19 protein-coding genes and 1 pseudogene are annotated in these 23,608 nt (G+C 43.3%); 2 read left to right on the top strand and 18 right to left on the bottom strand.

The features are described 5' to 3' along the window. Positions 1-59: 59 nt before the first annotated feature. The 4 genes from A0O21_RS01785 to A0O21_RS01765 form a co-directional block, all read right to left on the bottom strand. Positions 60-539, bottom strand: a complete 480-nt coding sequence (locus A0O21_RS01785; RefSeq protein ID WP_067060449.1) for a flavodoxin — start codon at positions 537-539, stop codon at positions 60-62. Between the two features lie 777 nt (positions 540-1,316). Further along, the gene (locus A0O21_RS01775) at positions 1,317-1,823 is read right to left on the bottom strand and encodes a cyclophilin-like fold protein (RefSeq protein ID WP_082854388.1); all 507 of its coding nucleotides are present in this window, start codon (positions 1,821-1,823) and stop codon (positions 1,317-1,319) included. 1 nt (position 1,824) lies between these two features. Continuing rightward, positions 1,825-2,994, bottom strand: coding sequence for a MalY/PatB family protein (locus A0O21_RS01770; protein ID WP_067060445.1), 1,170 nt, complete (start codon positions 2,992-2,994; stop codon positions 1,825-1,827). Continuing rightward, positions 2,981-3,841 (bottom strand): DUF3737 family protein, encoded by an 861-nt coding sequence (locus A0O21_RS01765; RefSeq protein ID WP_067060443.1) that lies wholly within the window; start codon positions 3,839-3,841, stop codon positions 2,981-2,983. The genes A0O21_RS01770 and A0O21_RS01765 overlap by 14 nt, the downstream gene beginning before the upstream one ends. A gap of 175 nt (positions 3,842-4,016) precedes the next feature. On the opposite strand from A0O21_RS01765, the gene A0O21_RS01760 reads away from it, so the two are divergent. Continuing rightward, positions 4,017-4,883: a LysR family transcriptional regulator gene (locus tag A0O21_RS01760; protein WP_067060441.1), complete on the top strand. Its 867-nt coding sequence runs from the start codon at positions 4,017-4,019 to the stop codon at positions 4,881-4,883. Positions 4,884-5,027: 144 nt separating this feature from the next. On the opposite strand, the gene A0O21_RS01755 is transcribed toward A0O21_RS01760, so the two are convergent. From A0O21_RS01755 to A0O21_RS01705, 11 genes and pseudogenes are all read right to left on the bottom strand, one after another. Continuing rightward, entirely contained in the window at positions 5,028-6,074 is a 1,047-nt protein-coding gene (locus A0O21_RS01755; RefSeq protein ID WP_067060439.1) for a zinc-binding dehydrogenase, read from the bottom strand. Between the two features lie 563 nt (positions 6,075-6,637). Then, positions 6,638-7,348, bottom strand: a complete 711-nt coding sequence (locus A0O21_RS01750; RefSeq protein ID WP_067060436.1) for an ABC transporter ATP-binding protein — start codon at positions 7,346-7,348, stop codon at positions 6,638-6,640. Then, positions 7,348-8,112, bottom strand: a complete 765-nt coding sequence (locus A0O21_RS01745; protein ID WP_067060435.1) for an ABC transporter ATP-binding protein — start codon at positions 8,110-8,112, stop codon at positions 7,348-7,350. Before A0O21_RS01745 ends, A0O21_RS01750 begins: the two co-directional genes overlap by 1 nt. Next, the gene (locus tag A0O21_RS01740; protein ID WP_067060433.1) at positions 8,112-9,068 is read right to left on the bottom strand and encodes a branched-chain amino acid ABC transporter permease; all 957 of its coding nucleotides are present in this window, start codon (positions 9,066-9,068) and stop codon (positions 8,112-8,114) included. The genes A0O21_RS01745 and A0O21_RS01740 overlap by 1 nt, the downstream gene beginning before the upstream one ends. Before the next feature lie 4 nt (positions 9,069-9,072). Then, positions 9,073-9,941: pseudogene (locus tag A0O21_RS01735) on the bottom strand (branched-chain amino acid ABC transporter permease). Between the two features lie 257 nt (positions 9,942-10,198). Further along, on the bottom strand, positions 10,199-11,368 hold the full coding sequence (locus A0O21_RS01730; RefSeq protein ID WP_067060431.1) for an ABC transporter substrate-binding protein: 1,170 nt from the start codon (positions 11,366-11,368) through the stop codon (positions 10,199-10,201). Positions 11,369-11,444: 76 nt separating this feature from the next. Beyond that, complete coding sequence (locus A0O21_RS01725; protein ID WP_067060429.1) at positions 11,445-11,705, bottom strand: DUF2129 domain-containing protein; 261 nt, start codon at positions 11,703-11,705, stop codon at positions 11,445-11,447. Then, a complete protein-coding gene (locus A0O21_RS01720; protein ID WP_067065019.1) occupies positions 11,686-12,153 on the bottom strand; it encodes a YlbF family regulator in 468 nt (155 codons plus the stop codon). The genes A0O21_RS01725 and A0O21_RS01720 overlap by 20 nt, the downstream gene beginning before the upstream one ends. Positions 12,154-12,467: 314 nt before the next feature. Beyond that, positions 12,468-13,058, bottom strand: coding sequence for an ATP-dependent Clp protease proteolytic subunit (locus A0O21_RS01715; RefSeq protein ID WP_067060427.1), 591 nt, complete (start codon positions 13,056-13,058; stop codon positions 12,468-12,470). A gap of 88 nt (positions 13,059-13,146) precedes the next feature. Further along, on the bottom strand, positions 13,147-13,776 hold the full coding sequence (gene upp / locus A0O21_RS01710) for a uracil phosphoribosyltransferase (protein WP_067060424.1): 630 nt from the start codon (positions 13,774-13,776) through the stop codon (positions 13,147-13,149). A gap of 468 nt (positions 13,777-14,244) precedes the next feature. Then, a complete protein-coding gene (locus A0O21_RS01705) occupies positions 14,245-16,155 on the bottom strand; it encodes a glycoside hydrolase family 68 protein (protein ID WP_418346446.1) in 1,911 nt (636 codons plus the stop codon). 1,224 nt (positions 16,156-17,379) lie between these two features. Here A0O21_RS01705 and A0O21_RS01700 point away from each other — a divergent pair. Further along, entirely contained in the window at positions 17,380-19,119 is a 1,740-nt protein-coding gene (locus A0O21_RS01700; RefSeq protein ID WP_082854386.1) for a glycoside hydrolase family protein, read from the top strand. Positions 19,120-19,232: 113 nt separating this feature from the next. Here A0O21_RS01700 and A0O21_RS01695 read toward each other — a convergent pair whose 3' ends face one another. From A0O21_RS01695 to A0O21_RS01685, 3 genes are all read right to left on the bottom strand, one after another. Continuing rightward, positions 19,233-20,399: a MalY/PatB family protein gene (locus tag A0O21_RS01695; protein WP_067060422.1), complete on the bottom strand. Its 1,167-nt coding sequence runs from the start codon at positions 20,397-20,399 to the stop codon at positions 19,233-19,235. 3 nt (positions 20,400-20,402) lie between these two features. Continuing rightward, positions 20,403-21,497 carry a cystathionine gamma-synthase gene (locus A0O21_RS01690; RefSeq protein ID WP_067060420.1) on the bottom strand — a complete coding sequence of 365 codons (1,095 nt, stop codon included), beginning with the start codon at positions 21,495-21,497 and terminating at the stop codon, positions 20,403-20,405. A 372-nt stretch (positions 21,498-21,869) separates the two neighbouring features. After that, positions 21,870-23,513: a putative polysaccharide biosynthesis protein gene (locus A0O21_RS01685; protein WP_067060418.1), complete on the bottom strand. Its 1,644-nt coding sequence runs from the start codon at positions 23,511-23,513 to the stop codon at positions 21,870-21,872. Between the last annotated feature and the right edge of the window lie 95 nt (positions 23,514-23,608).

Raw genomic sequence — 23,608 nt, 5'->3', positions numbered from 1 at the left:
AAAGACAGCCCATGTTTGCACTGCCTTTATTTTTTACAATGCCAGTGATAATCTAAAATCTATGACAGCAGTTTGTTTTCCTCCAGCCATTTCTCTATACTCTTATTGCTGGAGAGAACACGGCCCCGCTTAGCAGAAGAACCGAGCAGGATAGCCATGACAGCCTGTGACTGTGCATAGGTCGATCCCCCAGAAGTTGCAAACGAAGCCAGTATTTTGCCGCTATCCTGCAGATGAAGCTGTTCCAGAACGGTATCAATAATCCTTGGCGGGCGGCCCCACCAGATCGGATGGCCGATAAGAATGCGGTCATAACGGCTGACATCAGGCAATGCCCCCTGATAGGCCGGTCGGCTCTGTTCATCTTCCTGCTCACGATTGCAGCGGCTGGCAGGATTGCGCCAATTCAAATCAGCAGCTCCATATGGCACCTTCTCTTTGATTTCATAAAGATCCGCTTGAAGCTTTTGGGCAATCACCTGCGCCTTTTCGCGCGTATGCCCAGTCTTTGAAAAATACATCACTAAAGTTGACATCATATCCCCTCCATAAAAAAGATACAAAGGCCGTTTAAAAATCCGTATGAAAATAGGGACTGGCAAGTGATGCTGGCATCACGCTGACAGCCATCTTTTTCACTAGGATTTTAGGCCGTGTTCAATTCAACAAGATACAAAGCCCGTTTAAAGCTCACAGCAAAAATAGGAAAACTGACGAAGAAACCCCAGTTTCTAGGAAGTTTTATCTTTTTTGCAAAGAGCTTAGGCCGTGTTCAATTCAATAAGATACAAAGCCCGTTTAAAGCTCACAGCAAAAATAGGAAAACTGACGAAGAAACCCCAGTTTCTAGGAAGTTTTATCTTTTTTGCAAAGAGCTTAGGCCGTGTTCAATTCATCAAGATACAAAGCCCGTTAAAAGAGCAAAGCAAAAATGACAGTAAGCCAGAAATCTTTGATTTCGCAGACGCACCTCTGCCAAGACGACTAGAAGGGTGCGGTCGGCCGCTAGGACGACAAAGCCTTCAGACGTTTACGGCTGCCTAACTGTGAAATCAGTTCTATATTTGACCATGCTTTTTCCCGCAGCGTTTAGGGCGTGTTCAATTCATCAAGATACAAAGCCCGTTAAAAACGCAAAAGGAAAATGACGGTAAGTCCGAAATCTTTGATTTCGCAGACGCACCTCTGCCAAGACGACTAGAAGGGTGCAGTCGGCCGCAGGACGATAAAACCTTCAGACGTCTACGGCTGCCTAACTATGAAGTCAGTTGTGTACTTGACCATACTTTTTCCCGCAGCGTTTAGGCTACATCTATCTACTCCCTTTCAAATCTGACAGTGGAGGACTGCTCTAAAGCATCTGCCAGCCCTTTGCTGTCTGTCATGCGGCCTAGATCTGTATAAGAATAATTTGAAGAAAAATCTTTGTAAAAGAGGACAAGACCATCGCCTGACCATAGTTTAAGATCTCCAGCATGAATTTGGCCTGCCTGCTGATTATTAGCAGTAAACTGCTCACCTAATGGGGCATAGACCTCATTGCCGTTGACATGTTCCATCTCTACTGTCAAAGGCAGCAACTCTTTAAATTCCTCAGCTGCCTGACTGTCATTTAATACGATTTCGAATGTTTGATCATCAATTCTTGCTTTTATCACAGTTTCTTCCCTATCCTTTTCACGCTCATTTGTTTCCTGAGAATCGGAGAGGCTCCTACCAGAAGTCGTCTGACTGCCTGCTTCATCTGACTGAGACTGCTCACTTTCAGCTGCCGAACAGCCGGCCAGCAGAAAACAAATAATTAAAATTATTATTTTTTTCATTTTATTGCCTCTTATAAGCCTGAACAGCCTGTTTAAACCGTCTCAGACCATCTTCCAATAGCGTTCTAGGACAGGCATAATTCCAGCGAATAAAAAGCTGGCCATTGCCGCCGAAAATACTGCCATCTGATAAAATCAGTCCTGTTGTCTGTCGAATAAAGCTGCATAAGGCTGCTGTATCTTCTGTTAAAGCTGAACAGTCCAGCCACATCAAATAAGTAGCCTGAGACGGGACAATATGAATTTCAGGAACAGATTCTGCCAGTCCTTTTTCAAGATAATGACGGTTCCCTGCTAAATAGTTATTAAGCTGGCTGAGCCAGTCTTCTCCCTCATTAAATGCCGCTTCAGTTGCCTGAACTGCAAAACTGTTCGGCTCTGCCACTTCATCAGTGTTGATAGCTCTGTAAATTGTTTTTCTTAGTTCTTCGTCAGAAACAGCGATGACAGACGACTTTAAACCAGCAATATTAAAGGCCTTTGATGGTGATAAACAGGTCACTGTCTGTTTCTCTATGTCCTTTGAGACAGAGGCAAACGGAGTATAAACTGCACTGTCATGGGTCAAGTCACAATGTACTTCATCTGACAGAATCATGACCTTATATTTCACACATAGGGAGCCGATACGTCTTAATTCTTCTGGCCTCCAAACTCTTCCTATGGGATTATGGGGATTGCAAAAAATCAAGAGCCTTGTTTTCTCATCTGCCAGTTTAGTCTCTAAATCTTCATAATCAACGTGATACTGTCCGCCTGAATAGACCAAGGGACTCTCTAAAACCTCACGATTATTATTAACAATACTATTATAAAAAATGTTGTAAATAGGTGAAAGCAGTAAAACCTTATCACGAGAGCTGGTCACACTGCGCACAATGGACGATACTGCCGGTACTGTTCCTGTACAAAACATCAGCCAATCCTGTTCCATGTAATAAGCATGCCGGCGGCCCCACCAGTCAATATAGGCTTTGAATAAGGAATCTGGGACAGTATTATAGCCTAAGGCACCTTGAGATAAGCGTTTTTGGATAGCAGCTGTGATTGCTGGGGCTGTTTCAAAATCCATATCAGCTACCCACATTGGCAGTTCTTGGTCAGCAACGTCCCATTTGTAGCTGTTAACACGGCGTCGATTAAGCACACGCCCAAAATCATACCTTATCATGAATAAGCTCCTTAGCTAAATGGATACGGGTCTGCTTGGAGTCAAGAGCCGGATCATTAAAGATGAGTTCGCCGATATCGACAGCTGAAATCTCTCCTGAAATCGGATTTTTGATACTGTCAATGGTTGATATAACATCCGCCTGTACTGTTGTGTACTCAAAAATTAAGTCTGAATGGATCACTTTACAATTTTTAAGCACTAAATTTTTCAGATAACACAATCCCTGATTGCTTTCAATCGTACAGTTGATAAAAGTAATATTCTCAGAATTCCAAGCCAAGTATTCGCCAACAATAGTTGAATCTTTCACAGTCACGTTTTTACAGTTCCAAAACGCATCTTTGCTCAGCAGGGTTGCTTGTGACAATTCAACATTTTCTGATCCGTCAAAAGCATAATTTCCTGTAATCGTGAGGTGCTTAGCCTTGATGTTTTTAGCATTTTTAGCAAAATAATCCCCTACCACATTAACCTGCTCCAGCTGAATATCTTCGCATGCCCACATTGTTTCTTCCGCATTGGTTAGCTGAACATTTTTGAGGGTAATAGCAGAACTGCGCCGAAATGTTTTTGGAGCTTGGATGACACTGTCTGAGATAGCAATCCCATGTGTATACCAAATACCAGAACGTGCTGTATCTAAAAGACTGAGATGTCTGGCGGTAATCTCTTTGGCATACCAAAGCGGGTACTTCCAACGAAAAATCGTATCTTCCAGTTCAATCTGACGGCTTTCTTTCAAAGGTGATTCACCATCTTCAAAAACTGAATTTTTTATGCTGGTTTCTCTTTGCTGAAATAAAGCGCGTTCGCCTGTCAGTAAAGCTTGGTTGATTTCTTTCATGCTTTTCTTTCCTTCCGCATTCTGTACTTATACTTTACCATGCGTCTTTTTATATAGCAAATACTTATAATAAATACAAGTTATAGTTTAAAAGCATAGAAAGGAAAACTAAGCAGTTTTTCGGTCTCAATGGTATAATAAAGCTGGTATATCATTATCAGGTATAGGAGGCTGTATGGATATTCGTGTTCTTAATTATTTTGTGACCATTGTACAGACAAAGAGCATCTCAAATGCTGCGCAAGCGCTGCATGTCACCCAGCCGACCTTATCGCGCCAGATTAAGGAACTTGAAGAGGAACTCGGCACCGTTCTTTTTCACCGCGGGAGCCGTGAGATTCAGCTGACTGACGATGGCCAGTATCTCTACAATCGAGCGATTGAAATTTTGAGTTTGGTGGATAAGACCGCAAGCAGCATACGCGGATCAGAAAATTTGGCTGGTGATATCTATATCGGAGCTGCTGAAACACAGTCTTTAGATATAGTGGCTCGTGCTGTCAAAAAATTGACAGTCAGCTATCCTAATATCAGGATTCACATCCGCAGCGGCAATGCAGATGATGTTCTTGAACGGCTCAACCGAGGGGTCTATGATTTAGCCATTACTATTGGACCTTACGATATAAAAAAGTACAATCACTTATCGCTCCCGAATCGTGACCGCTGGGGAGTCTTAGTTCCTAAAAACCATCCCTTAACCAAATATAAACAACCAAGTCTAGCAGATGCGCTGGCTTATCCGCTCATTGTCTCTGCTCAGACAACTATTGATGAGTCGCTTCTGGCAGGATTTGGCGACTACCGAATCGTTGCCACTTATAATCTGCTCTATAACGCTTCTATTCTGGTTAAAGAGGGCGTTGGTATCGCCTTAACGCTCGATGGCATTATTGAAACAGATTTTAAAGACAGTAAGCTGGACTTTGTTCCTTTTGCCGAAGACAACCTTGACTCGCTACAAATTCTTTGGAAAAAACAAAGCAGCCAGTCAGGATTAACCAAAAAATTTTTAGAACTGGTAAGAGAGGAATTAAAGTAGTAGTATGCTCCATAGGAGATAGCGGCTTATCAAAAAGAAAAAATAGAATTTTCTCACCTAGCTTGCAGCTATAATTATCTCACTTATCCCCTTTTCTCCCAATAAATAAAGCTGAGATTAACATCTCAGCTTTGTTTTTATATCTTAATCGCCCACAACAAGCATAGACTTGATGGTCTTACGGTCAGCCATATCCTGATAAGCCTGATTGACATCTGCCAATGAGTAAGTGTCCGTGAAAACACGCCCTGGATTAATATCCCCGTCAAGAACGGCTTTCAGCAGGACTTGCTTATCATATGTTGTCACCGATGCCGAACCGCCACCAACTATGATGTTCTGAGCAAAGGTAGACCCCAGCGGATGGTTGCTGTAATGCGGCACACCTACAAAGCCTACCCGGCCGCCATTGTGCAGTACACCCAGTGCTTGATCCATAGCAGCCTCTGTACCGACACATTCAAGAGCAGCATCTGCTCCGCCGCCTAAAATCTCGCGTACTTTAGCAATTCCTTCTTCTCCGCGTTCAGCAACTATTCCTGTCGCTCCTGAAGCCAAAGCCATTTGCTGGCGGTCTTCATGGCGGCTCATCAGAATAATTTGTGAAGCACCAAGCATTTTGGCCGCTATTACTGCACATTGTCCGACAGCGCCGTCCCCGATAACAACAACCTTATCTCCGCGTTTAACATCTGCTACCCGCGCTGCATGGTAACCTGTCGGCATAACATCTGCTAAAGTCAAAAGGGATTTAATCATACCTTCTGAATAATCTGACGGTTGGCCGGGAACCTTAACAAGAGCCCAGTTCCCATAGTGGAAACGAATATACTCTGACTGGTAGCCGCCGCTCCAATTAGTAGCGCCTTTGTGATTATCACAAGTACCATCAAATCCAGCACGGCAGGCATCACACTCCCCGCAGCCGTGAGTAAAAGGAACAATTACAAAGTCACCCGGCTGAACCGTATTAATAGCGGGACCTGTCTCTTCGACAATCCCCAGCGCCTCATGTCCGCTGTTATCTGAATGAGCCGGTTTGTCATCGCCATGCGAATAGGACCACAAATCAGACCCGCAGACACAGGCACGGACAACTTTGATAATCACATCATCATCTGCCTGAAGTGTCGGTTTAGCGACATCTTCAATAACCATTGAACCAGCGTGTTCAAAAATAGCTGTTTTCATACATACTTACCGAGAACGTCGAGGAAATCTGCCCTTCCTGATATTGCCAACAGTTTAAACTGTTATCAGGTTTAGGATGCTAAAACTTCTTCCTGCTCAGATTTTTCCATCTAAGTTCAGTGAAGATGAAATCATCTGTCAAGACATTCCCAGACGTTCAATCCTTTCATTAAAAATAAGTGTCAGATGGTCTTTGGATTATTAACTCTTTATCTAAAGACCAAATTTTTCTTATAATTTTATTTTACAGCCTTTTCCGTCTAAGAGCAAATGCTTATTTGAAATAAGTCTTATGCTTCTTAACTATAGGTTCTATTCTTTCTAAATATAGCAAAATTTATTAGCGGATAGTCCGAGTCAGTACAGTTAAAGAAGCTCGGTCTTCCCCCAAACTTCTGCAATATTGTTCTGATTCTGGCAATCTGCGCATCATTTTACCTTTTGCACCGTTCATCTTTAGCTAGGTAGGCCGAAAAGAAAAACAGATTGGCAGATGATTTTTAGCTCTTCCCTGACAATGGATAAGTCAAAGAAGCACCGCCTCCATGTTATCCTTTGATTCCTCAGCCGCCTAAGTAGGCCTTGCGCACCTCATCGGACTCTAAAAGTTCCGGACCAGTTCCGGAAAGGACAATCTTCCCAGTTTCAAGAACGTAGCCGCGATCTGCGATAGAGAGAGCCTTATGCGCATTTTGCTCGATAAGGAGGACAGTCGTTCCTTGTTTTTGAATAGCTTGAATGATGTCAAAAATTTCCTGAATAAAAATCGGCGCCAAACCCATGGACGGTTCATCTAACAGAAGAAGTTTCGGCTTGCTCATCAAAGCCCGGCCCATAGCCAGCATTTGCTGCTCCCCGCCTGAGAGAGTTGCAGCATCTTGGTTTTTCCTTTCTTCCAAACGCGGAAAACGGTCAAAAACCTGTCGCAGATTCTTTTGACTTTCTTCACGGTTGTTGCTTAAAAAAGCTCCCATTTCAAGATTTTCCAGAACAGTCAGGCCGGCAAAAACATGACGTCCTTCTGGTACCTGAGAAAGACCACTGGCAACAATTTTACGCGTTGCGGCCCGATGGATAGCCTCCCCCTCAAAAACGATACTGCCGCTGCTTGGGCGGACCAAGCCGGAGATCGTTCGCAAAATAGATGTTTTACCGGCGCCGTTAGCTCCAATTAGAGAGACCACTTCTCCTTCATTCACTGTAAATGAAACCTCTTTAACAGCCTGAATAACGCCGTAATGGACTGAGAGATTTTCAACTGTTAACATAGCCATTATGCTTCACCTCCCAGATAAGCCTCAATCACGCGCTGATCATTTTTAATGTCATCCGGTGTCCCTTGGGCAATTAAACGGCCGTATTCCAAAACATAAATGCGTTCAGTGACATCCATAACCAAACTCATATCATGCTCAATCAGCATGATAGTAATCTTAAATCGATCCTTGATTTGACGAATAAGCTGGGTCAGTTCTGCCGTTTCCTGCGGATTCATACCAGCAGCAGGCTCATCCAGAAAGAGAATTTTAGGTTTGGTTGCCAGAGCTCTGACGATTTCTAAGCGCCGCTGCTGACCGTAAGGCAGATTTTTAGCTAAGGTCTCAGCCTTGTCCTCTAATCCAAAAATGGAAAGCAATTCGAAAGCCTGTTTTTGCAGTTCCTGCTCACTTTTATAAAAATTCGGCAGACGCAGCAAACTGGAAAAAATTGGGAGAGAGGCTTTATTAGCCAGACCAATCAGCACATTGTCAAGGACTGTCATGTCCTTAAACAGCCGAATATTTTGGAAAGTACGCGACAGACCTAAAGAGGCAATATGATAAGGAAGTTTCCCATTTAAAATAGTGCCGTCAAGACTGACTGTCCCTTCACTCGGCTCATAAACACCTGTCAGGAGGTTAAAGAGAGTCGTTTTACCAGCGCCATTAGGACCGATAAGGCCAACAAGCTCCCCTTCATTGAGCTCCATTGTCACATCCCCGACTGCAGTTAAACCGCCGAAGTTCTTTGTTAAATTTTTTATCTCAAGAAGTGCCATTACTGTCTGCCCTCCTTAGTTTTCTTTTTAAATAAGCGTGCAAAACTGAACTCTTTTGTTCCCAGCAAGCCTCCCGGCCGGAAGACCATAACCAGAATCAAAGTTAAAGAGTAGATAATCATTCTCACATCTGAGAAATTTTGCAGATACATATTGAGGAAGCCCAGAACAACTGCCGCCACAATCGTACCGGTCATCGAGCCCAGTCCCCCCAGAACCGCAATAATAAGATAATCAATCGATCTCATGATTGTAAAATCTTTAGGAGCGATTGTCCCAATATAGCCGACATACAGAGAACCAGCAATACTTGCTGTCATTGCTGCAATAGCAAAAGTCATCACCTTAACCTTGGTGGTATTAACACCCATTGCTTCAGCGGCAATTTCATCTTCACGAACGGAAATAACCTGACGGCCAAAAGAGCTGCGCAGATAGTTCATAAAGAAAATTAAAATCAGCACAACAAAGATAAAAACCGTTGTCCATTGTGAATAAGGCAGAATACCTGTCAAGCCGGCTGCTCCGTTCGTCAGCTCACCGCCGTTGACAATAGCAATCCTAATGATTTCCGATACACCCAGAGTAGCAATGGCTAAGTAGTCGCCTTTAAGCCGCAGTGTAGGAAAACCGACAATAACAGCAACAACTCCTGCTAAAAGCGCACCAACAACCATAGACAGATAATAGCCGGCGTAAGTCGGATTAAAATCTGTTATAATAGCTGTCGCATAGGCTCCGATAGCCATAAAGCCAGCCTGTCCCAAAGAAAACTGCCCGGAAAAACCCAGAACCAAATTGGTTCCCATAGCCATAATCATCGAAATCCCGATTCCCATAAGAATCTGAATATAGTAGACACCTAAAAAGCCTGAATTAATAAGTGCTGCCAGAATGATGTAGACAAGTGCAATCACAGCAATCCAAGCCAGAATAGATTTCAGATTTTTTTTCATTGTCTCACACCTTCTCTTTCATGTATTTGCCAAGAATACCCGCAGGACGGATTAACAGAATAAAAATCAAAATAGCATATACAACCGCATCACGGTAGCTGGACAGTCCGATAGAAATAGAGAAAGTTTCCAAAAGACCGATGATAAAACCGCCTAAAGCAGCTCCCGGAATAATACCGATCCCCCCAGAACCGCAGCGACAAAGGCTTTAATTCCGGGTGTCATTCCCATCAGCGGATTGATGGAGTTATAGTAAAGCCCAATCAGAACACCAGCCGCTCCTGCCATAGCGGATCCCAGTGCAAAAGTAAAACTGATAGTGCTGTTGACATTGATTCCCATCAGCCGCGCAGCATCACTATCAACTGAGACGGCCCGCATGGCCTTGCCCATCTTTGTTTTCTGCACAATAAACTGCAAAGCCAGCATCAGAATAACAGAGACAAGCAGAATAATGATCTGGACATTGCTGATGCTTACAGGACCCAAGGCGTATTTAACCGTTTTGATCGCCTGAGGGAAAGGACGGGCCTGCGCTCCGACCAGATAGACCATTGAATATTCTAAAAAGAAGGAAACACCAATTGCTGTAATTAAAGCAGCAATCCGAGTCGAGTTGCGCAAAGGCCTGTAAGCCAGAAATTCAATAAGAACACCTAGAGCGGCAGTAATGACCATCGTTAAAAGGAGAGCAAGAAAAAAATTTAAATGATAGTAGCTGATCAAGTAATAGCCAATAAAAGCCCCCATCATATAAATATCACCGTGAGCAAAGTTAATCAACTTGATGATCCCATAAACCATAGTATATCCTAGGGCTAAAAGAGCATAAACACTCCCTAAAATCAGACCGTTTACAAGCTGCTGAAGCATAATTTCACCAAACTTTCTAACATAAAATAATATAGGGAGCGGGACAGAACCTCTTTATCGGCTGAAAAAAGGTTCACAGTCCCGCTCCCGCAAGACCTGGCAGACTTTACAGTATGCGGATAACTGCTGAAGTCGGAAAGATAAGCCGCTTCATACTTTAAATAAGACCGGAAATGGCTGCATCTTTCAAGTCAATCAGGCCTGAGACAACATTTAGAGGCTAAGACTCTTGTCTCAGCCTCACTTCCTTTTTAAGACTAATCCGCTTCGACAACTTCTGATGATGACTCTTCACCATTAGTCAAACCAATGATAGAAACAGATTTCACCGGATTATGGCTCTTGTCAATCGTCATTGTTCCCGTAACTCCTTCAAAATCTTCCAATTTTGCAAGATTAGCTGCAAGGTCTTTTGAATTATCTGCACCTTTAGCGCTTTCGGCAATCATGTAGATAGAATCATAAGTCAAAGCAGCGAACATAGACGGAGCTTGGCCGTATTTTTCTTCATATGCTTTAACAAATGCAGCTGCCTTATCAGAACTTGCTGCTGAAAAACCGGAAATGTGGTAAACATTATTGGTGTTTTCAGCACCGGCCAATTTAATCAGCTGCTCATCAGCAAATCCGTCAGGACCGACAATCGGCGCATCAATCCCCATTTCACGTGCCTGTTTGATAATTGTTCCGGTCTCTTGATAATAGCCGGGCATAATAATGGCATCGTAATCTCTGTTTTTAAATTTAGTCAAAGCTGACTGAAAGTCTGTGTCTTTGGACTGGAAGGTGGACTCGGCGACAATATCGCCGCTGTATTCTTTTTTAAACTCTTCAGCAATCCCTTTGGCATAGTCGCTGGAGTTATCATAGTAAAGGATAACTTTATCTGCCTTCAGGTTTTCTGTTGCATATTTGGCCAGTACCTGCCCCTGATAACTGTCAATAAAGGTCGTCCGGAAGATATACTCATAAGCATCACCGTTTTTATCAACAGTTAAATCATCCTGTGTGCCTGAAGGGGTTACCAGCGGAACCGCAGCTGACTGAGCATTAGGGCTGGCAGAAGCTACAGCAGAAGAAGTTGCTGGACCGACAATCGCATTAACCTTGCTTTCGGTCGCCAAATTAGTTGCCACAGTAGCCGCTTCTGAATTATCCGATTTATTATCTTTGGATACAAGTTCAAGCTTTTTGCCATCCACACCGCCTGCTTTGTTGATTTCCTCAACAGCTAATTCGGCGCCATTCTTTTCAGCATTGCCATAAGCTGAAACATCGCCGGTTAACTCAAGATTCAGACCGATTTTTATAGTATCGCCGATATCATTGCCATCAGCTGATGAATTACTGGACGGGGCTGCTCCGCAGGCCGCCAAAACAATTGTACTCAAGAAAGCTGCTGCACTTAAAGCAAATTTCTTCTTCATAGTTTTCTCCTTAAAATTCTTAGTAGATACCTTAATAAGAATACTGAATTATCTGAAAATTGTCAAGACTTTTAAACTAATTTTTTTCTTCTCTGAACAAACTCCCTACAAAGTCACGGTCGACAGCATCCAAATGCGAAACTCTCACATCTTTGACAAATTTATATTGGGAAAGCTCAGCCAGTTTTTCCTCAAGCACAGCCTTATCCACATAAATCAGCAGATAGCGCATCCGGCGGGAGTGATAAATGATATCGCCGATTTTGTTTAGTTTCCGCGCATCACGGTTATAATAAAGATAAACAGCAATTCCTTGCCTATCCTCTGGTTTCAGCATGATTCTCCCCTCTTTCTCTAATATTATTGCCTCTGCCGCTTTTATGAGGACGTTTATGCGGAGCTAAAGGCAAGCCCGTATCAACAAAAACATCGGACGAAACTGCAGCAGAAATTTTTTGCGAAAGCTCTGCTAAGAGTGTCTGCATGTCAACCTCGAGACGCCGGTAGCGAATGAGACGGCTGTTCATATCAATTGCCCGTTTTTGGACCAGCAGTTTTTTGCGAAGCGCATAAGCCTCATCCCGTTTTACCTCATACGGCTTAATTGCTTCATAATTTTCCTGAAGTCTTTGAAAAGCCTGAATTTCTTGCTGCAGACTGCTGTCAGCTAAAAAATCCTGTTTAGCTTGACGGTACTGCTTCACCATTTCTAAAGATAAAAAAGCCTTTAGAACATCATCCATCGCATCCTCAATAGCCAGCAGCTGATCATCAATTTTTAACATAAAAAAATTATAACATAAATGCAGACTTTTTTTCATAAAAAACCAGCTGACAGCTCTAAAAACGGGCAGCCTTTAAGAGGCAGCAACTGTAATTGAACACGGTCCAAGAAACTCAGGCACATGAAATATAGACAAGGGTATGGTAGCTGCCTGATCCTATGTTTTGCAATCTATCGTTAGATTTTGCTCTTACTTGTTTTTGCAGTAGTCTTTCTATCTGCATTTTCCCACCGCCTCAAAAAAAGGGACAGGCTGCTCTCTGCAAACATGGCAGCTTGTCCCTCTCATATTTACTTTTACCATCAGCGGCTGAACTATTTCAGTTCATTATTTTCCATAATTTCGTCAATAAAGCCGTATTCCAGCGTTTCTTTAGCGTCCATCCAGTAATCGCGTTCAGCATCTTTATGGATTTGTTCGATCGGTTTGCCGGAATTCTCTGATAAAATTTGCTCCAGCTTATTGCGGGTTTTCAGCAACTGTTCGGCAACAATTGCCATGTCTGACTGCTGCGTACCGCTTCCTGTTCCTCCCATCGGCTGGTGGATAAGATATTCGGCATTAGGCAACATGAAACGTTTTCCTTTAGCACCGCTTGAAGCAATGATGGTTCCCATGGAAGCAGCCATCCCCATAACAATAGTTTGCACATCGGACTTGATAAAGTTCATTGTGTCAACAATCGCAAGGCCGGCTGTCACAGAACCACCCGGAGTATTAACATAAAGGTAGATATCTTTAGTATTATCCTGGGCATCCAAAAAAAGGAGCTGGGCAATAATTGAGTTGGCCATATTATCTTCAACCGGACCTGTCAGCATGATAATACGGTCTTTTAAAAGACGAGAGTAGATATCATACGAACGTTCGCCGCGGCTTGTTTGTTCAATAACTACAGGAATCATAAATTTTCTCCATTTCTTTCAGCATCTGATACTATTATAATCATTTGGTCAATAAAGGTCAAATAATAAATTGCATTTCAGAAAAAATTTATTTTGTTCCAAACAGACGATCGCCGGCATCCCCTAAGCCCGGAACAATGTAACCATTTTTATTAAGTTTTTCATCAAGAGCAGCTGTATAGATGTCAACATCAGGATGCGCTTCCTGCAGCACTTTGACACCTTCAGGGGCTGAAACTAAACACACAAATTTGATATTAGCTGCTCCACGTTTTTTCAGCGTATCAACAGCTAAAACTGCTGAACCTCCTGTCGCCAGCATAGGATCGACCAAAAAAATCTGGCGCTGGTCAATATCTTCAGGCAGTTTAACCAAGTATTCTACCGGCTGCAGGGTTTCTTCATCGCGGTACATGCCGATATGGCCAACTTTAGCTGCGGGCACTAAACTGAGCAGACCGTCTACCATACCGATACCGGCACGCAGAATTGGCACAATTGCCAATTTTTTACCAGCCAGCTGCTTTTGCTTCGTTTTAGTGATAGGTGTCTCAATTTCAACATCCTCCAAAGGCAGATCTCGCGACACCTCATATCCCATAAGCATAGCGATTTCGTTAACCAGTTCCCGAAACTCCTTGGTCGACGTTTCCGTCTGACGCAAAATAGACAGCTTATGCTGAATAAGCGGATGTGAAATAACTTGAAATTTCCCCATAATCAATTAAACTCCTTCAAATAAGATACAAAGGGCGTATAAAACGCAAAAGGAAAATAGGGGACTGACTGACGAATCGCCAGATTCTAAGTCAGGACATCTTTTTCCCGCAGCGTTTAGCCCGTGTTCAATTAAACCAAGACACAAAGCCCGTATAAAACAGCTGAAAAGCAACCCTAAGCCAACCGACTGGCAAGATACGGAGACAAAATACTTTTCTGAGCTTGTAGGCCATGTTTTTACAGTACCTTTACTGATTATACCAAAATTTAGAAAAAAAGGCTGTACAGAAAAAATCAGAAAAGCAAAAACAGCACTTTTTTAGTCATAAAAAAGTTCAAAACGGAGCAGTCAAAATAACTGCGAACAAAAACCGCTTGAAAATCCATTCTCAAGCGGTTTTTATAAGATTTACCTCAGTTTTAGCAGCTGGTAGTACTGCTGCTTACCAAAGAAGTTTAGACCAGTTTAAAAGATTTTTAATCCAAAGAAGGCAAATAAGCTCGAAAGAAAACTCAGCGATGAAGCGGCAAAGAAGCCTGCAGACCGTTTAGACTGTGATTTATTCCGTCTGGCCTTCTTTTGCCCTCTTGCCTTATACCGACTATCCAGAGATTTTTGCCGTGATTTTTGGCTGTCTCGTGATTTTTTGATTGTGTGCTGAGGTGCAAAAGTCTGTTGTTGCTTCGTTTTTTCCGGCTGCTGAAGCCGATGCGCTATAAGATTAAGCAAGTCTTTAAGATTCTGTTCAGTCAGCGTAATAGTGCCCGAAATATCGGCATTGTAGTGGACTGTTACAGAAATTGTTTTATCAGACGGTTTACTGTCAGGTTCTTGTTGCTCATTGTCCGGATTATTCTGCTTATCATTGATATCCTCTTCATCACCATTAGGATTGTCTGTGTCTTCATCCGGAAGAGCCGGTGTATGCGGTATTAGACCGTAACCGCCAACGACATTCCAATCAATATAGCCATCATTTTCTCCCGGCAGATAGGCTGTTTCCAGTGTTCCTACCGTTCTTTGGCTTTCACTGCCTTCATCCCAGATCCAGTCCCCTTGTTCTGTCATTTTCGCCAAAACACGGGTCGTATTGTCCGGTAAAACCTGAATAAGAAAACTTGGGGCCCAGGTTGAATTATTACCTTGACCGGCCACCTCATTGCGGTTGGTCATGTAAGAAGTGATCAGCAGAGTATCCTCAGACCCAGCAACTGGAACCGCATAGTAGGAATAAGTAGCTGTCCGCCAATCAGCAGGAACCGAAGCGGTCAGAACTATGCCCACATCATTGAGAGGAACATAGCCTTCAGTCAGGCTGTCAGAAACATAGCCCAGCATGACGACATTATCTCCCACAACATCATTGGCTAGATTCCAGGCATCATTATTGCTGCCGTGATTGAGGCGTGAAGCAGCAAAGAGATAGTATTTGTCTCCCAGTTTAACAACATTAGGCCGTTCAATCTCATCACTGACCATCGGCGAAGTCAAAAGAGGCGTGTAATACTCTGCAATTTCTGGATCTTTAACATCACCTGTCAATTTTAAAATTCCGATGGCCGCATTGGATATGCTGGCACGGGTGTACATATCCGGATCTTCCAATAAGCGAAAGAGGCTCTGAACATTATAGGCTGCATCGCCCCCATAATTGGTCCAATTATAAATCTGTTCCTCACCTTGGTAGTTCTGTGTTCCGGTGCTGGCCTCAAAGATGAGATAGCGGTCACCATTGTCATCTTCAATCACATGCGGATCCCGCATGGCAATATTATCTGCGCCGGTAAAGGCTGAACGCCATTGCTCATAACTTTGGTAATAATAACCGTCGCCACCGCCTGGGGTGAGAACTTTGTCATTTTCCACAGAATCAATATAAACATTGTCATCGTCAAATGATAATACTAAAGTGGCAGAGGCCAATTTTTGATTATTGCTGTTATTATCACTCGTGTCAACTTGTGTATAGTAGAGCTGAATGGTTCCGTCATCATTTACAGTAGCAGAACCTGACCACTGCTGAGTGACAGCATCTTGGTTGTAACCAAAGATGGAACCGGCATTTTTCCAATTAGAAAAATCATTATCAGCGTATTTATTATAAAGAAGATAAATATGGTTATCATTGGTATTTGGAATCCCCATCATAGCGATAACAAGCTGGTAGCCGTTCCAGTTAACAACCTCGCCAGTCCGGACATCCTGTACTGGCCAAGAGTCCCATACATCCAAATCAGCTATCTCTCCAGTTTGAGCATCTCTTGTTGTAGCAGCCTGCATATTTTCAATGACTTCGGCATTAAAATAAGGAATAGCATAGCGCGGATCCTGAGCGACCAAGATGTTAGCAATTTCTTCAAACTGCTTGTAAGTCATCTGGGTCCCCGTTTCAGCATCGCTTGTCAGCTGAATTTTATTCAGAGCTTCTTTTTGGGCATCCGTTAAATTGGAAATATCCAGCTGTGCTTCCTGAGCGATATAAGCAGCTGTTGCTGTTAAACCGGTGTCAGGATCAACAGTGTTTTCAGCAGCAGGATCTGTCTGAGCCTCAGCATCCGTTTCTTGATTATCGTCGGCTCTGACAGCTCCTGCTTCTGCCAATTCCTCAGCCTGCTCACTTTCAGAGTCTGACAAACCAGCTGCCTTATTAGCCAAATCAGGAGCTTCCGAATCTGTATTTTCAGCAGTCAGCTCTTCTGAGGTAGCCTGAATATCGTTACTGTCCGTTTCAGACTGTACTGCCTGCAGTTCAGCTGTTTCATTTGCTTCAGCTGGAACTGTCTCCGTCTGTGTCACTGTTTCCTGTTCACTGCTGTTCACTGTATCAGCAAAAGTAGTTTTCCCTTGGGCAGCAAGAGCTAAACTTGCAGTAGCAACAGTCAGTACAATCCATCTTTTTTTGGATTTACGCATAATTTTCCGAACTTTCATCAGAAATCTCCTTTTCTTTTTTTGTGCTTAGCATTCTAACATGGCAAAAAGTCAAAAACAAATTACAGAACTGTAACGCCGCATTTTTGAAAGCGCTTCCTATTACTTTAAGATTATTTTTAGGTAACACTTGCTATTCCGATATTTGCTTTTTCCCGATTTTTTTTTACAATTAAATCAGGGCAAAAAAGAAGATTTTTTAGATATTCTGACCTGTATTTGATAAAACAGAAAAACGGATAATTTTTGTAATCATAATGTTATCTTGCCAAATAATATGAAAGCGTTGTGGGGAAACAGATGTGGCTAAGTTGAGAATTGATTTCAAGCTAGCTAGCCGTAGATGTCTGAAAGACGATTTTAAAAATAGGCCTTAATGTTTGTTATAGTCTTATGTGCAAGACGCTAGTCGTCTAGTGGCACTTTATTCGCTTTTTCAAAGCTTTAAATGGCCTACTAGGCTTTGCGGGAGTGGGACAACGAAATCATAGATTTCAGACTTACCGTCAGCCGTAAACGTCTGAAGGCTTTGTCGTCTTAACAGTCGACCGCACCCTTCTAGTCCTTCTGGCAGGGCTGCGTCTGCGAAATCGAAGATTTCGGACTTACCGTCATTTCCCTTTTGCGTTTTATACGGCCTTTGTATCTTTATTTAAAAGGAGGAGTACGATGAAGAAAGCGTCGAGGAACTGGATTTTTTGGGGAGGAGTGGTTTTGTTTGCGGGAACAGCTGCTTTTTGGCTGCTGCAGCGGGTCATTATGGCTGAATCACTGACTTCAAGTGAACATGTGCAGCAGGCACATCTTAGTACAGCCCATGGCTGGTCTAATGACTTGCAGACTATCCTCTGGAACGAGGAAGGTCAGTACTATGATATCTACTTTTTACATTCTGCCGACGGCGCCACAAATCCTTTTGGTGAGCAGGGACAGGATTGGTACCATACGACTACTACTGATTTTATCCATTACAGTGAGCAGCACAGTGCTCTGCCGGCGTCAGGCGGTGATGCTGCAGAAGGCTGGCTGTCTGCTTGGACCGGTTCGGTTGTCTATAATGATGGTTCCATCGAGGGAGCCCCTGTTGGAGTAAAAGTGGCTTATTTTACTGGAATACGAAAGAGCGACCGTCAGCAGAATATTTATGCTGCCTACTCATCGGATAACGGAAGAACCTTCAGCCATATTTTAAATGAAGGCAAGGCAGTTGCTGATATCACTGATTCAGAAACTGTGGGCGGCAGACATCCCGATTTTCGCGATCCAAATGTTTTTTATTGGAATAATAAGATGGTGATGTATGTCGCAGAAGGATCTGACATCGGTGTCTATCAGTCAAACAATGGACTTGACTGGAAAAAAGCTGACAGGCAAGGAAATTCCAAAATCATCAGTGCAACCTTCTTTCAGGGGCATTCCTGGGAAAATAATGCTCCCGTTGAATGTCCGGTCCTCAAGACACTGACCATGCCCAACGGGCAGAGCAAGCAGGTCCTCTTCTTTGGAGCCAAAGACGCTTCCAAGGGTGAAACAACAGGAACCTACTATATTGTTGGCCATCTTGATGCTAACGGGCTTTTTGTTCCTGAAACGGATGCTAGGCGTCTGGATCAAGGGTCCGACTATTACGGCGCTAATTTTTCGGGGAGCGATGATATTGACAGCAGCAATACTTCTATAATCACGCTTGGCTGGGTCGGTAACTGGAACTATTTCACTAATGGGGTTCATTCAGACCAAGAAGCTAGCAGTCCTTATGCTCAGCGCTTAGGTTCTTATTCAAGCGCTCGTGAATTAGTCCTGCAAAACGATCTGACCGTCAGCCAAAGCTTGATTTTGCCTGAAAGAGCCTTAAGCCGTACTGGCTATTATGACAATATCACTAAAGACAATCCGCAGTCGGAAAGCCATAATCTGTGGGTCGACCGACAGGACACAAATGGTGAGGTTTACGGGCTTTATGATATTCCCAATCAGTCGGCTGTTCAATACTATAAGCTGGATTTTGTCAATACAAAAGGAAATTATTCAGGACGTATCTATATTGATATTTGGCAGGGACAAGACTATATTCATTTCAACTATGATCCAAGTAATGGCATGTATAACGTTAAGCAGTACGCAGCTGAGTTAAACCGCGGTATAAACGGTCAGGGAGCAGCCGATTATTATCATAACGGGCTCTTGGGCAATGGCAACGGCTATCTGGCAGACAGCCAGCTAAAAGAGCAGCAAAACATTACCTTGCAGGTTGTTACCGATATTAACAGTGTTGAATTTATCTTCCCTAACGGACAGACCTATACTGTTGCCCGCTTCAGTCCATCGTCCCAGCAGGATTTCAAAATTTTCACCGAAGATCCGACCGATGGCAATCAAGTAACCATCGAAACCGCTGATATCAGGTGAGTAAGCTGTTAAACAGGCAAAAACCATATGAGCAGACAGATCAGTTAAAAGTTGAATGACTTATTCGGCTTTTGACTGATTTGTACAGCAACATATGGTTTTTTCTTATATTATTATTTATTCCCAAATACTTGAATTATCCTTCGGCAGGCTTCTTTGACAGTCGTCAGCGGCGCTGCTACATTAAGTCTGGCATAGGTTTTACCTTCAGGACCGAAGCTGAAACCATCGTTTAAGACCAGACGGCCTTCATCTTGCAGTTTTTGGTTAATCTCCGGCTGCTGCAGGCCATAGGCGCTGAAATCCAGCCAAATCAAGTAAGTTCCTTCTGGTTTCATCACCTTAATCTTGGTGTTTTCTGCTAAAACATCTATAACGTAAGTGATGTTTTCTTCCAAGACAGCTTTTAGCTCCTCCAGCCAAGGCTTTCCGTAGGTAAATGCAGCCTCTGTAGCCAATAGGCCAACCGCAGGGAGTTCATGCTGATTATTGCCCAGCTGTCTTTTCTTAAAAGCCCTGCGCAGGGTATCATTTTCAATAATCGCAAAGCTGGTTTTGGTTCCCGCAATATTAAAGGTTTTTGTCGCAGAGGCCAGCACCAGGGTCAAATTCTTAAAACGCTGGTCAATTGTATTGATGGAGTGGTGATGATGCCCAAAAAGGGCTAAATCCTGATGAATCTCGTCAGAAACCAGTATAACCTGATGCCTTTCGCAAATTTCAAGCAGCTTAAGCAGCTCTTCTTTGGTCCAGACGCGTCCGCCGGGATTATGAGGGCTGCATAGAAGATAAAGTTTTACCTTATGCTTTATTATTTCTGCTTCCAATTGCGTAAAGTCGATGGTAAACCGGCCGTCTCTGATAACTAAAGAATTGGTAATCAGCTGCCGCTGGTTTAACTTTACCGAACGGGCAAATGGCGGATAAACCGGCGTATTAATCAAAACAGCTTCTCCTTCTTGAGTATAGGCCTGAATAGCTGTTGAAATAGCCGGAACGACCCCTTCGATGAGAACCACATGTTCTTTTTCCGTTGAATAGCCGTGCTCATTTTTTTCCCAGTCAAGTATAGACTGATACAAACTGTCGCTTGGGTAAGTGTAGCCAAAAACATGCTGGTCAGCATAATCAGAGAGAGCCTTTTTGACAGCCGGAAGCGGTAAAAAGTCCATATCGGCCACCCACATCTGCAGCAAATCCGGCTGATTTTCACTTTTCTGCCACTTAACAGAAGACTGATTGAGGCGGTTAGGTTTAGTGGTGAAATCGTATGTTTGCATCTGTTAACCCTCCAGCGCTGACTGCAAATCTTCGATGAGATCAGCAGCATCTTCAATACCGATTGACAGCCTCAGCAAATCATCGGTCAGACCGTATGATTCGCGATCTGCTGCAGGAATATCTTTATGTGTCTGTGTCGCAGGATAAGTAATCAGGCTTTCTACACCGCCTAAACTTTCAGCAAAAGTAATCAGCTCCAGATGATTGATTATAGCAGGAATTTTAGCCGGATGACAGACCTTAAAGGAAACCATGCCTCCTTTGCCTGTATAGTACACTTCTTTGACAGCTGGGGAATGCTTCAGAAAAGCTGCTATTTTTTGAGCGTTTTCTGTCGCTTTTTCCATACGCAGTTTCAGTGTCTTCAAACCGCGCATCAGCAGATAAGAATCAAAAGGAGAAAGGGTTGGACCGGTTGTATTGTGATTATAAAAAAGCTTATCATAAAGGTTCTGATCATTGGTCATAACAGCACCTGCCAAAACATCATTATGTCCTGATAAATATTTCGTTGCCGAATGGATAACAGCATCTGCCCCCAGTAAAAGAGGATTTTGATAAACCGGGCTGTAGAAAGTATTGTCAACAAGCACTTTTGCTCCCTTTTCATGAGCCAGCCGGGCTATCTTTTCAATATCAAACTCAATCATTAAAGGGTTAGTCGGCGTTTCTAAATAAACAATATCTGTATCATCTGTGATAGCTGCCAGCAGGTCTTCTTCTGTTTGAGCATATGTAAAGAAAAAGCGGCCGTTCTTCTCCTGCTCATCAAACCAGCGGAAAGAACCGCCATAAAGATCTCGGGCTGCAACAACCTTGCTGCCGATTGGAAAAGTTTCAAAAACCAAAACAACAGCACTCATACCAGAGCTGGTTGCCAAAGCAAAATCAGCATATTCAATAGCAGCTAAAGTTTTTTCTAAGGCTGCCCGGGTCGGATTCTTTGTACGGGTATAGTCAAAGCCTGTCGACTGCCCGAATTCCGGATGCTGATAGGTGGTTGAAAAATGCAGCGGGGCAGCCAGTGCTCCTGTGGCTTTATCAGATTTAATGCCCGCATGAGCCAGAATCGTTCCCAAGCCTAATTGTTTTGTCATTATCTTTCCCTTCTCCTTTTCTGTATCTTCTTACTATTCTATCACTTATTCCTGCTGTAAATAGGTCTTTGGCTATTTTATTTCCTAATAGGGGGTTATAGCTTTTTTTTATAGCAAAGCTGACAAAGAAGAAAAATGAAAAAATTCTGTCCCTGCTATTCTTAACCTACCGCCTGTCGGAGACGTCTGAAGGCTTTATCGTCTTAGCGGGGGAGGAGAGATGTCAGACTTTTCGTCTTTTGTTTAGCTCTTTTAACAGACTCTGCAGCTTGATTAACTGAGTACGCTTCTGACTTCTTTGTAAAAAAACTCCCTTGGGGGTTTAGTAACTCAAGGGAGGGTCTTTTTTTGCTGTTAGAAACGGCTTAACAGTCACCGCCTTGCCTTAATGTGCAGCCTCTGACGCAGGCTTTCTGCTCGGCTGCCTAATAAAGGATCCACAGTGCGGGTAGCCAAAGACAGATAGCCGTAAACAGCTATACCGACAGCCCCAATCAAAGCCAGATAGAGAATGCTTCCCAGACGCGTAGCTGGTTCTAAGAAAGGTTTAAAAAGCAGAATGGACAGAATAACAGCAATTTCCATAATAACTGTCATTATGGCAATCAGCAGTGTTTTTCTAAGAATAGCCTGATGGCTGAAATGGGTTACTTTGTGAATCTGCCGGTACATTAGAAAAATCGGTAAGCTTAAACCGACAGCCGTAGTCAGCAGAGGGCCGTAAGCCTGGAAAAACCAAATCCCTGGAATCTGCAGGACACATTTAAGAAGCAGACCGTAGATGAAATAATAGATTGCCTTACGGTTTTCAAACAGTGCCTGCAGCATAGGGGCCAGCATGCTGTATAAAGCCAGAAAGATAACCTGGGCTAAAGCAGCTACAAAAAGCCACAGAGCCGTCTGACTGGGAGCACCGTAGAATAAAGTATAAAGCGGCTCTGCTAAAGCGATTGCCCCAACCAGAGCAGGAACAAGCACTAAAAGCAGCATCTGGATATTGTTGACAACTAAACGGGCGGCCGCTTTTTGATCCTGATTGACAAAGTTTTCAGTCAGCAGGGGAATGCCGGCACCGCCGATTGCTGTGGCAATGGAAATCAAAATCATTGTAATCTTATTAGGATTTGAAGAAAAATAAGCATAGAGGATATGGAGCTCTCGGTTGCTGTAATCGGTGAAACTCTCCATAGTATTGACGAAAGTCCACTGATCAACAAGCTGAAAAATCTGAATCGCTGAACCGGTGATAATAAAAGGAATCGCTTCTTTAAAGGTTTCAATAATGAGAGCATTGGTGTTGATATCAGCATGCTGAGGCTGCCTAGTAAAAATAGCCCGGAACATTCCTTCTTTCCACAAAAAAGCAAACAGAACCCCCAAGCTGGCAATCATCCCAATAAAAGCCGCAAATGTCGACTGTACAACGGCAGCAACATAGTCGCCGGAACCGATTTTCATAATAATGAAGGCTGTCAGCAGCATCCAAATAACGCGGATGACCTGCTCTGCAATTTGGCTCATGGCATAGGGCTTTAAATTATTGAAACCTTGAAAAAAACCGCGCAAAACACTCATAGCCGGGAAAATCAGGACAGCCCAGGACAGACTTTTCATCACACGAACCAGATCTGCACCGCCCCCGCTCCAGGCAGCCAGCAAGGGAGAGCCGATATACATACTCAGCGCAAAAATCAGACCAAAACCGAGCATATAGAGCAAAATCCTGCGCAAAAGCTGATAACTGGTCTGCATCTGACCCAAGGTATTATATTTGGAAACTTGTTTAGCGATAGCGACAGGGATACCTGCCGTTGAAATCAGCAGGAAGAGGGCATAAATATTATAGCCCATTCCAAATAAGGCATTGGCTTCTTCGGCATGTGTCCCCATCCAGGCATACCAAGGGATAATGTAAAGAGCCCCGAGCAGGCGGCTGATGAAGTTAGAGGCCGTCAGCCAAGCCGTCCCGCGGACCATCTGAGCCTGCTGGGACATTTTTTTTTCGTTTTCAGACATAGCTTTTCCTTCTCAAATTAATATCAAAGACTATTAATTATTATAAACTTTTGCCCGCTACTTGTAAAACGGGACCATTCAGTCTAAAATAGGAG

It is taken from the genome of Streptococcus pantholopis, from assembly GCF_001642085.1.
GTDB classification, from domain to species: Bacteria; Bacillota; Bacilli; order Lactobacillales; family Streptococcaceae; genus Streptococcus; species Streptococcus pantholopis.
This window is presented reverse-complemented; position numbering and strand designations above follow the sequence as displayed.

Bases quoted from the DNA above. Each gene is read 5' to 3' on its own strand.
- A0O21_RS01785 (WP_067060449.1), bottom strand. From the start codon at position 539: ATGATGTCAACTTTAGTGATGTATTTTTCAAAGACTGGGCATACGCGC.
- A0O21_RS01775 (WP_082854388.1), bottom strand. From the start codon at position 1,823: ATGAAAAAAATAATAATTTTAATTATTTGTTTTCTGCTGGCCGGCTGT.
- A0O21_RS01770 (WP_067060445.1), bottom strand. From the start codon at position 2,994: ATGATAAGGTATGATTTTGGGCGTGTGCTTAATCGACGCCGTGTTAAC.
- A0O21_RS01765 (WP_067060443.1), bottom strand. From the start codon at position 3,841: ATGAAAGAAATCAACCAAGCTTTACTGACAGGCGAACGCGCTTTATTT.
- A0O21_RS01760 (WP_067060441.1), top strand. From the start codon at position 4,017: ATGGATATTCGTGTTCTTAATTATTTTGTGACCATTGTACAGACAAAG.
- A0O21_RS01755 (WP_067060439.1), bottom strand. From the start codon at position 6,074: ATGAAAACAGCTATTTTTGAACACGCTGGTTCAATGGTTATTGAAGAT.
- A0O21_RS01750 (WP_067060436.1), bottom strand. From the start codon at position 7,348: ATGGCTATGTTAACAGTTGAAAATCTCTCAGTCCATTACGGCGTTATT.
- A0O21_RS01745 (WP_067060435.1), bottom strand. From the start codon at position 8,112: ATGGCACTTCTTGAGATAAAAAATTTAACAAAGAACTTCGGCGGTTTA.
- A0O21_RS01740 (WP_067060433.1), bottom strand. From the start codon at position 9,068: ATGAAAAAAAATCTGAAATCTATTCTGGCTTGGATTGCTGTGATTGCA.
- A0O21_RS01730 (WP_067060431.1), bottom strand. From the start codon at position 11,368: ATGAAGAAGAAATTTGCTTTAAGTGCAGCAGCTTTCTTGAGTACAATT.
- A0O21_RS01725 (WP_067060429.1), bottom strand. From the start codon at position 11,705: ATGCTGAAACCAGAGGATAGGCAAGGAATTGCTGTTTATCTTTATTAT.
- A0O21_RS01720 (WP_067065019.1), bottom strand. From the start codon at position 12,153: ATGTTAAAAATTGATGATCAGCTGCTGGCTATTGAGGATGCGATGGAT.
- A0O21_RS01715 (WP_067060427.1), bottom strand. From the start codon at position 13,058: ATGATTCCTGTAGTTATTGAACAAACAAGCCGCGGCGAACGTTCGTAT.
- upp (WP_067060424.1), bottom strand. From the start codon at position 13,776: ATGGGGAAATTTCAAGTTATTTCACATCCGCTTATTCAGCATAAGCTG.
- A0O21_RS01705 (WP_418346446.1), bottom strand. From the start codon at position 16,155: ATGACTTACAAGCAGTTTGAAGAAATTGCTAACATCTTGGTCGCTCAG.
- A0O21_RS01700 (WP_082854386.1), top strand. From the start codon at position 17,380: ATGAAGAAAGCGTCGAGGAACTGGATTTTTTGGGGAGGAGTGGTTTTG.
- A0O21_RS01695 (WP_067060422.1), bottom strand. From the start codon at position 20,399: ATGCAAACATACGATTTCACCACTAAACCTAACCGCCTCAATCAGTCT.
- A0O21_RS01690 (WP_067060420.1), bottom strand. From the start codon at position 21,497: ATGACAAAACAATTAGGCTTGGGAACGATTCTGGCTCATGCGGGCATT.
- A0O21_RS01685 (WP_067060418.1), bottom strand. From the start codon at position 23,513: ATGTCTGAAAACGAAAAAAAAATGTCCCAGCAGGCTCAGATGGTCCGC.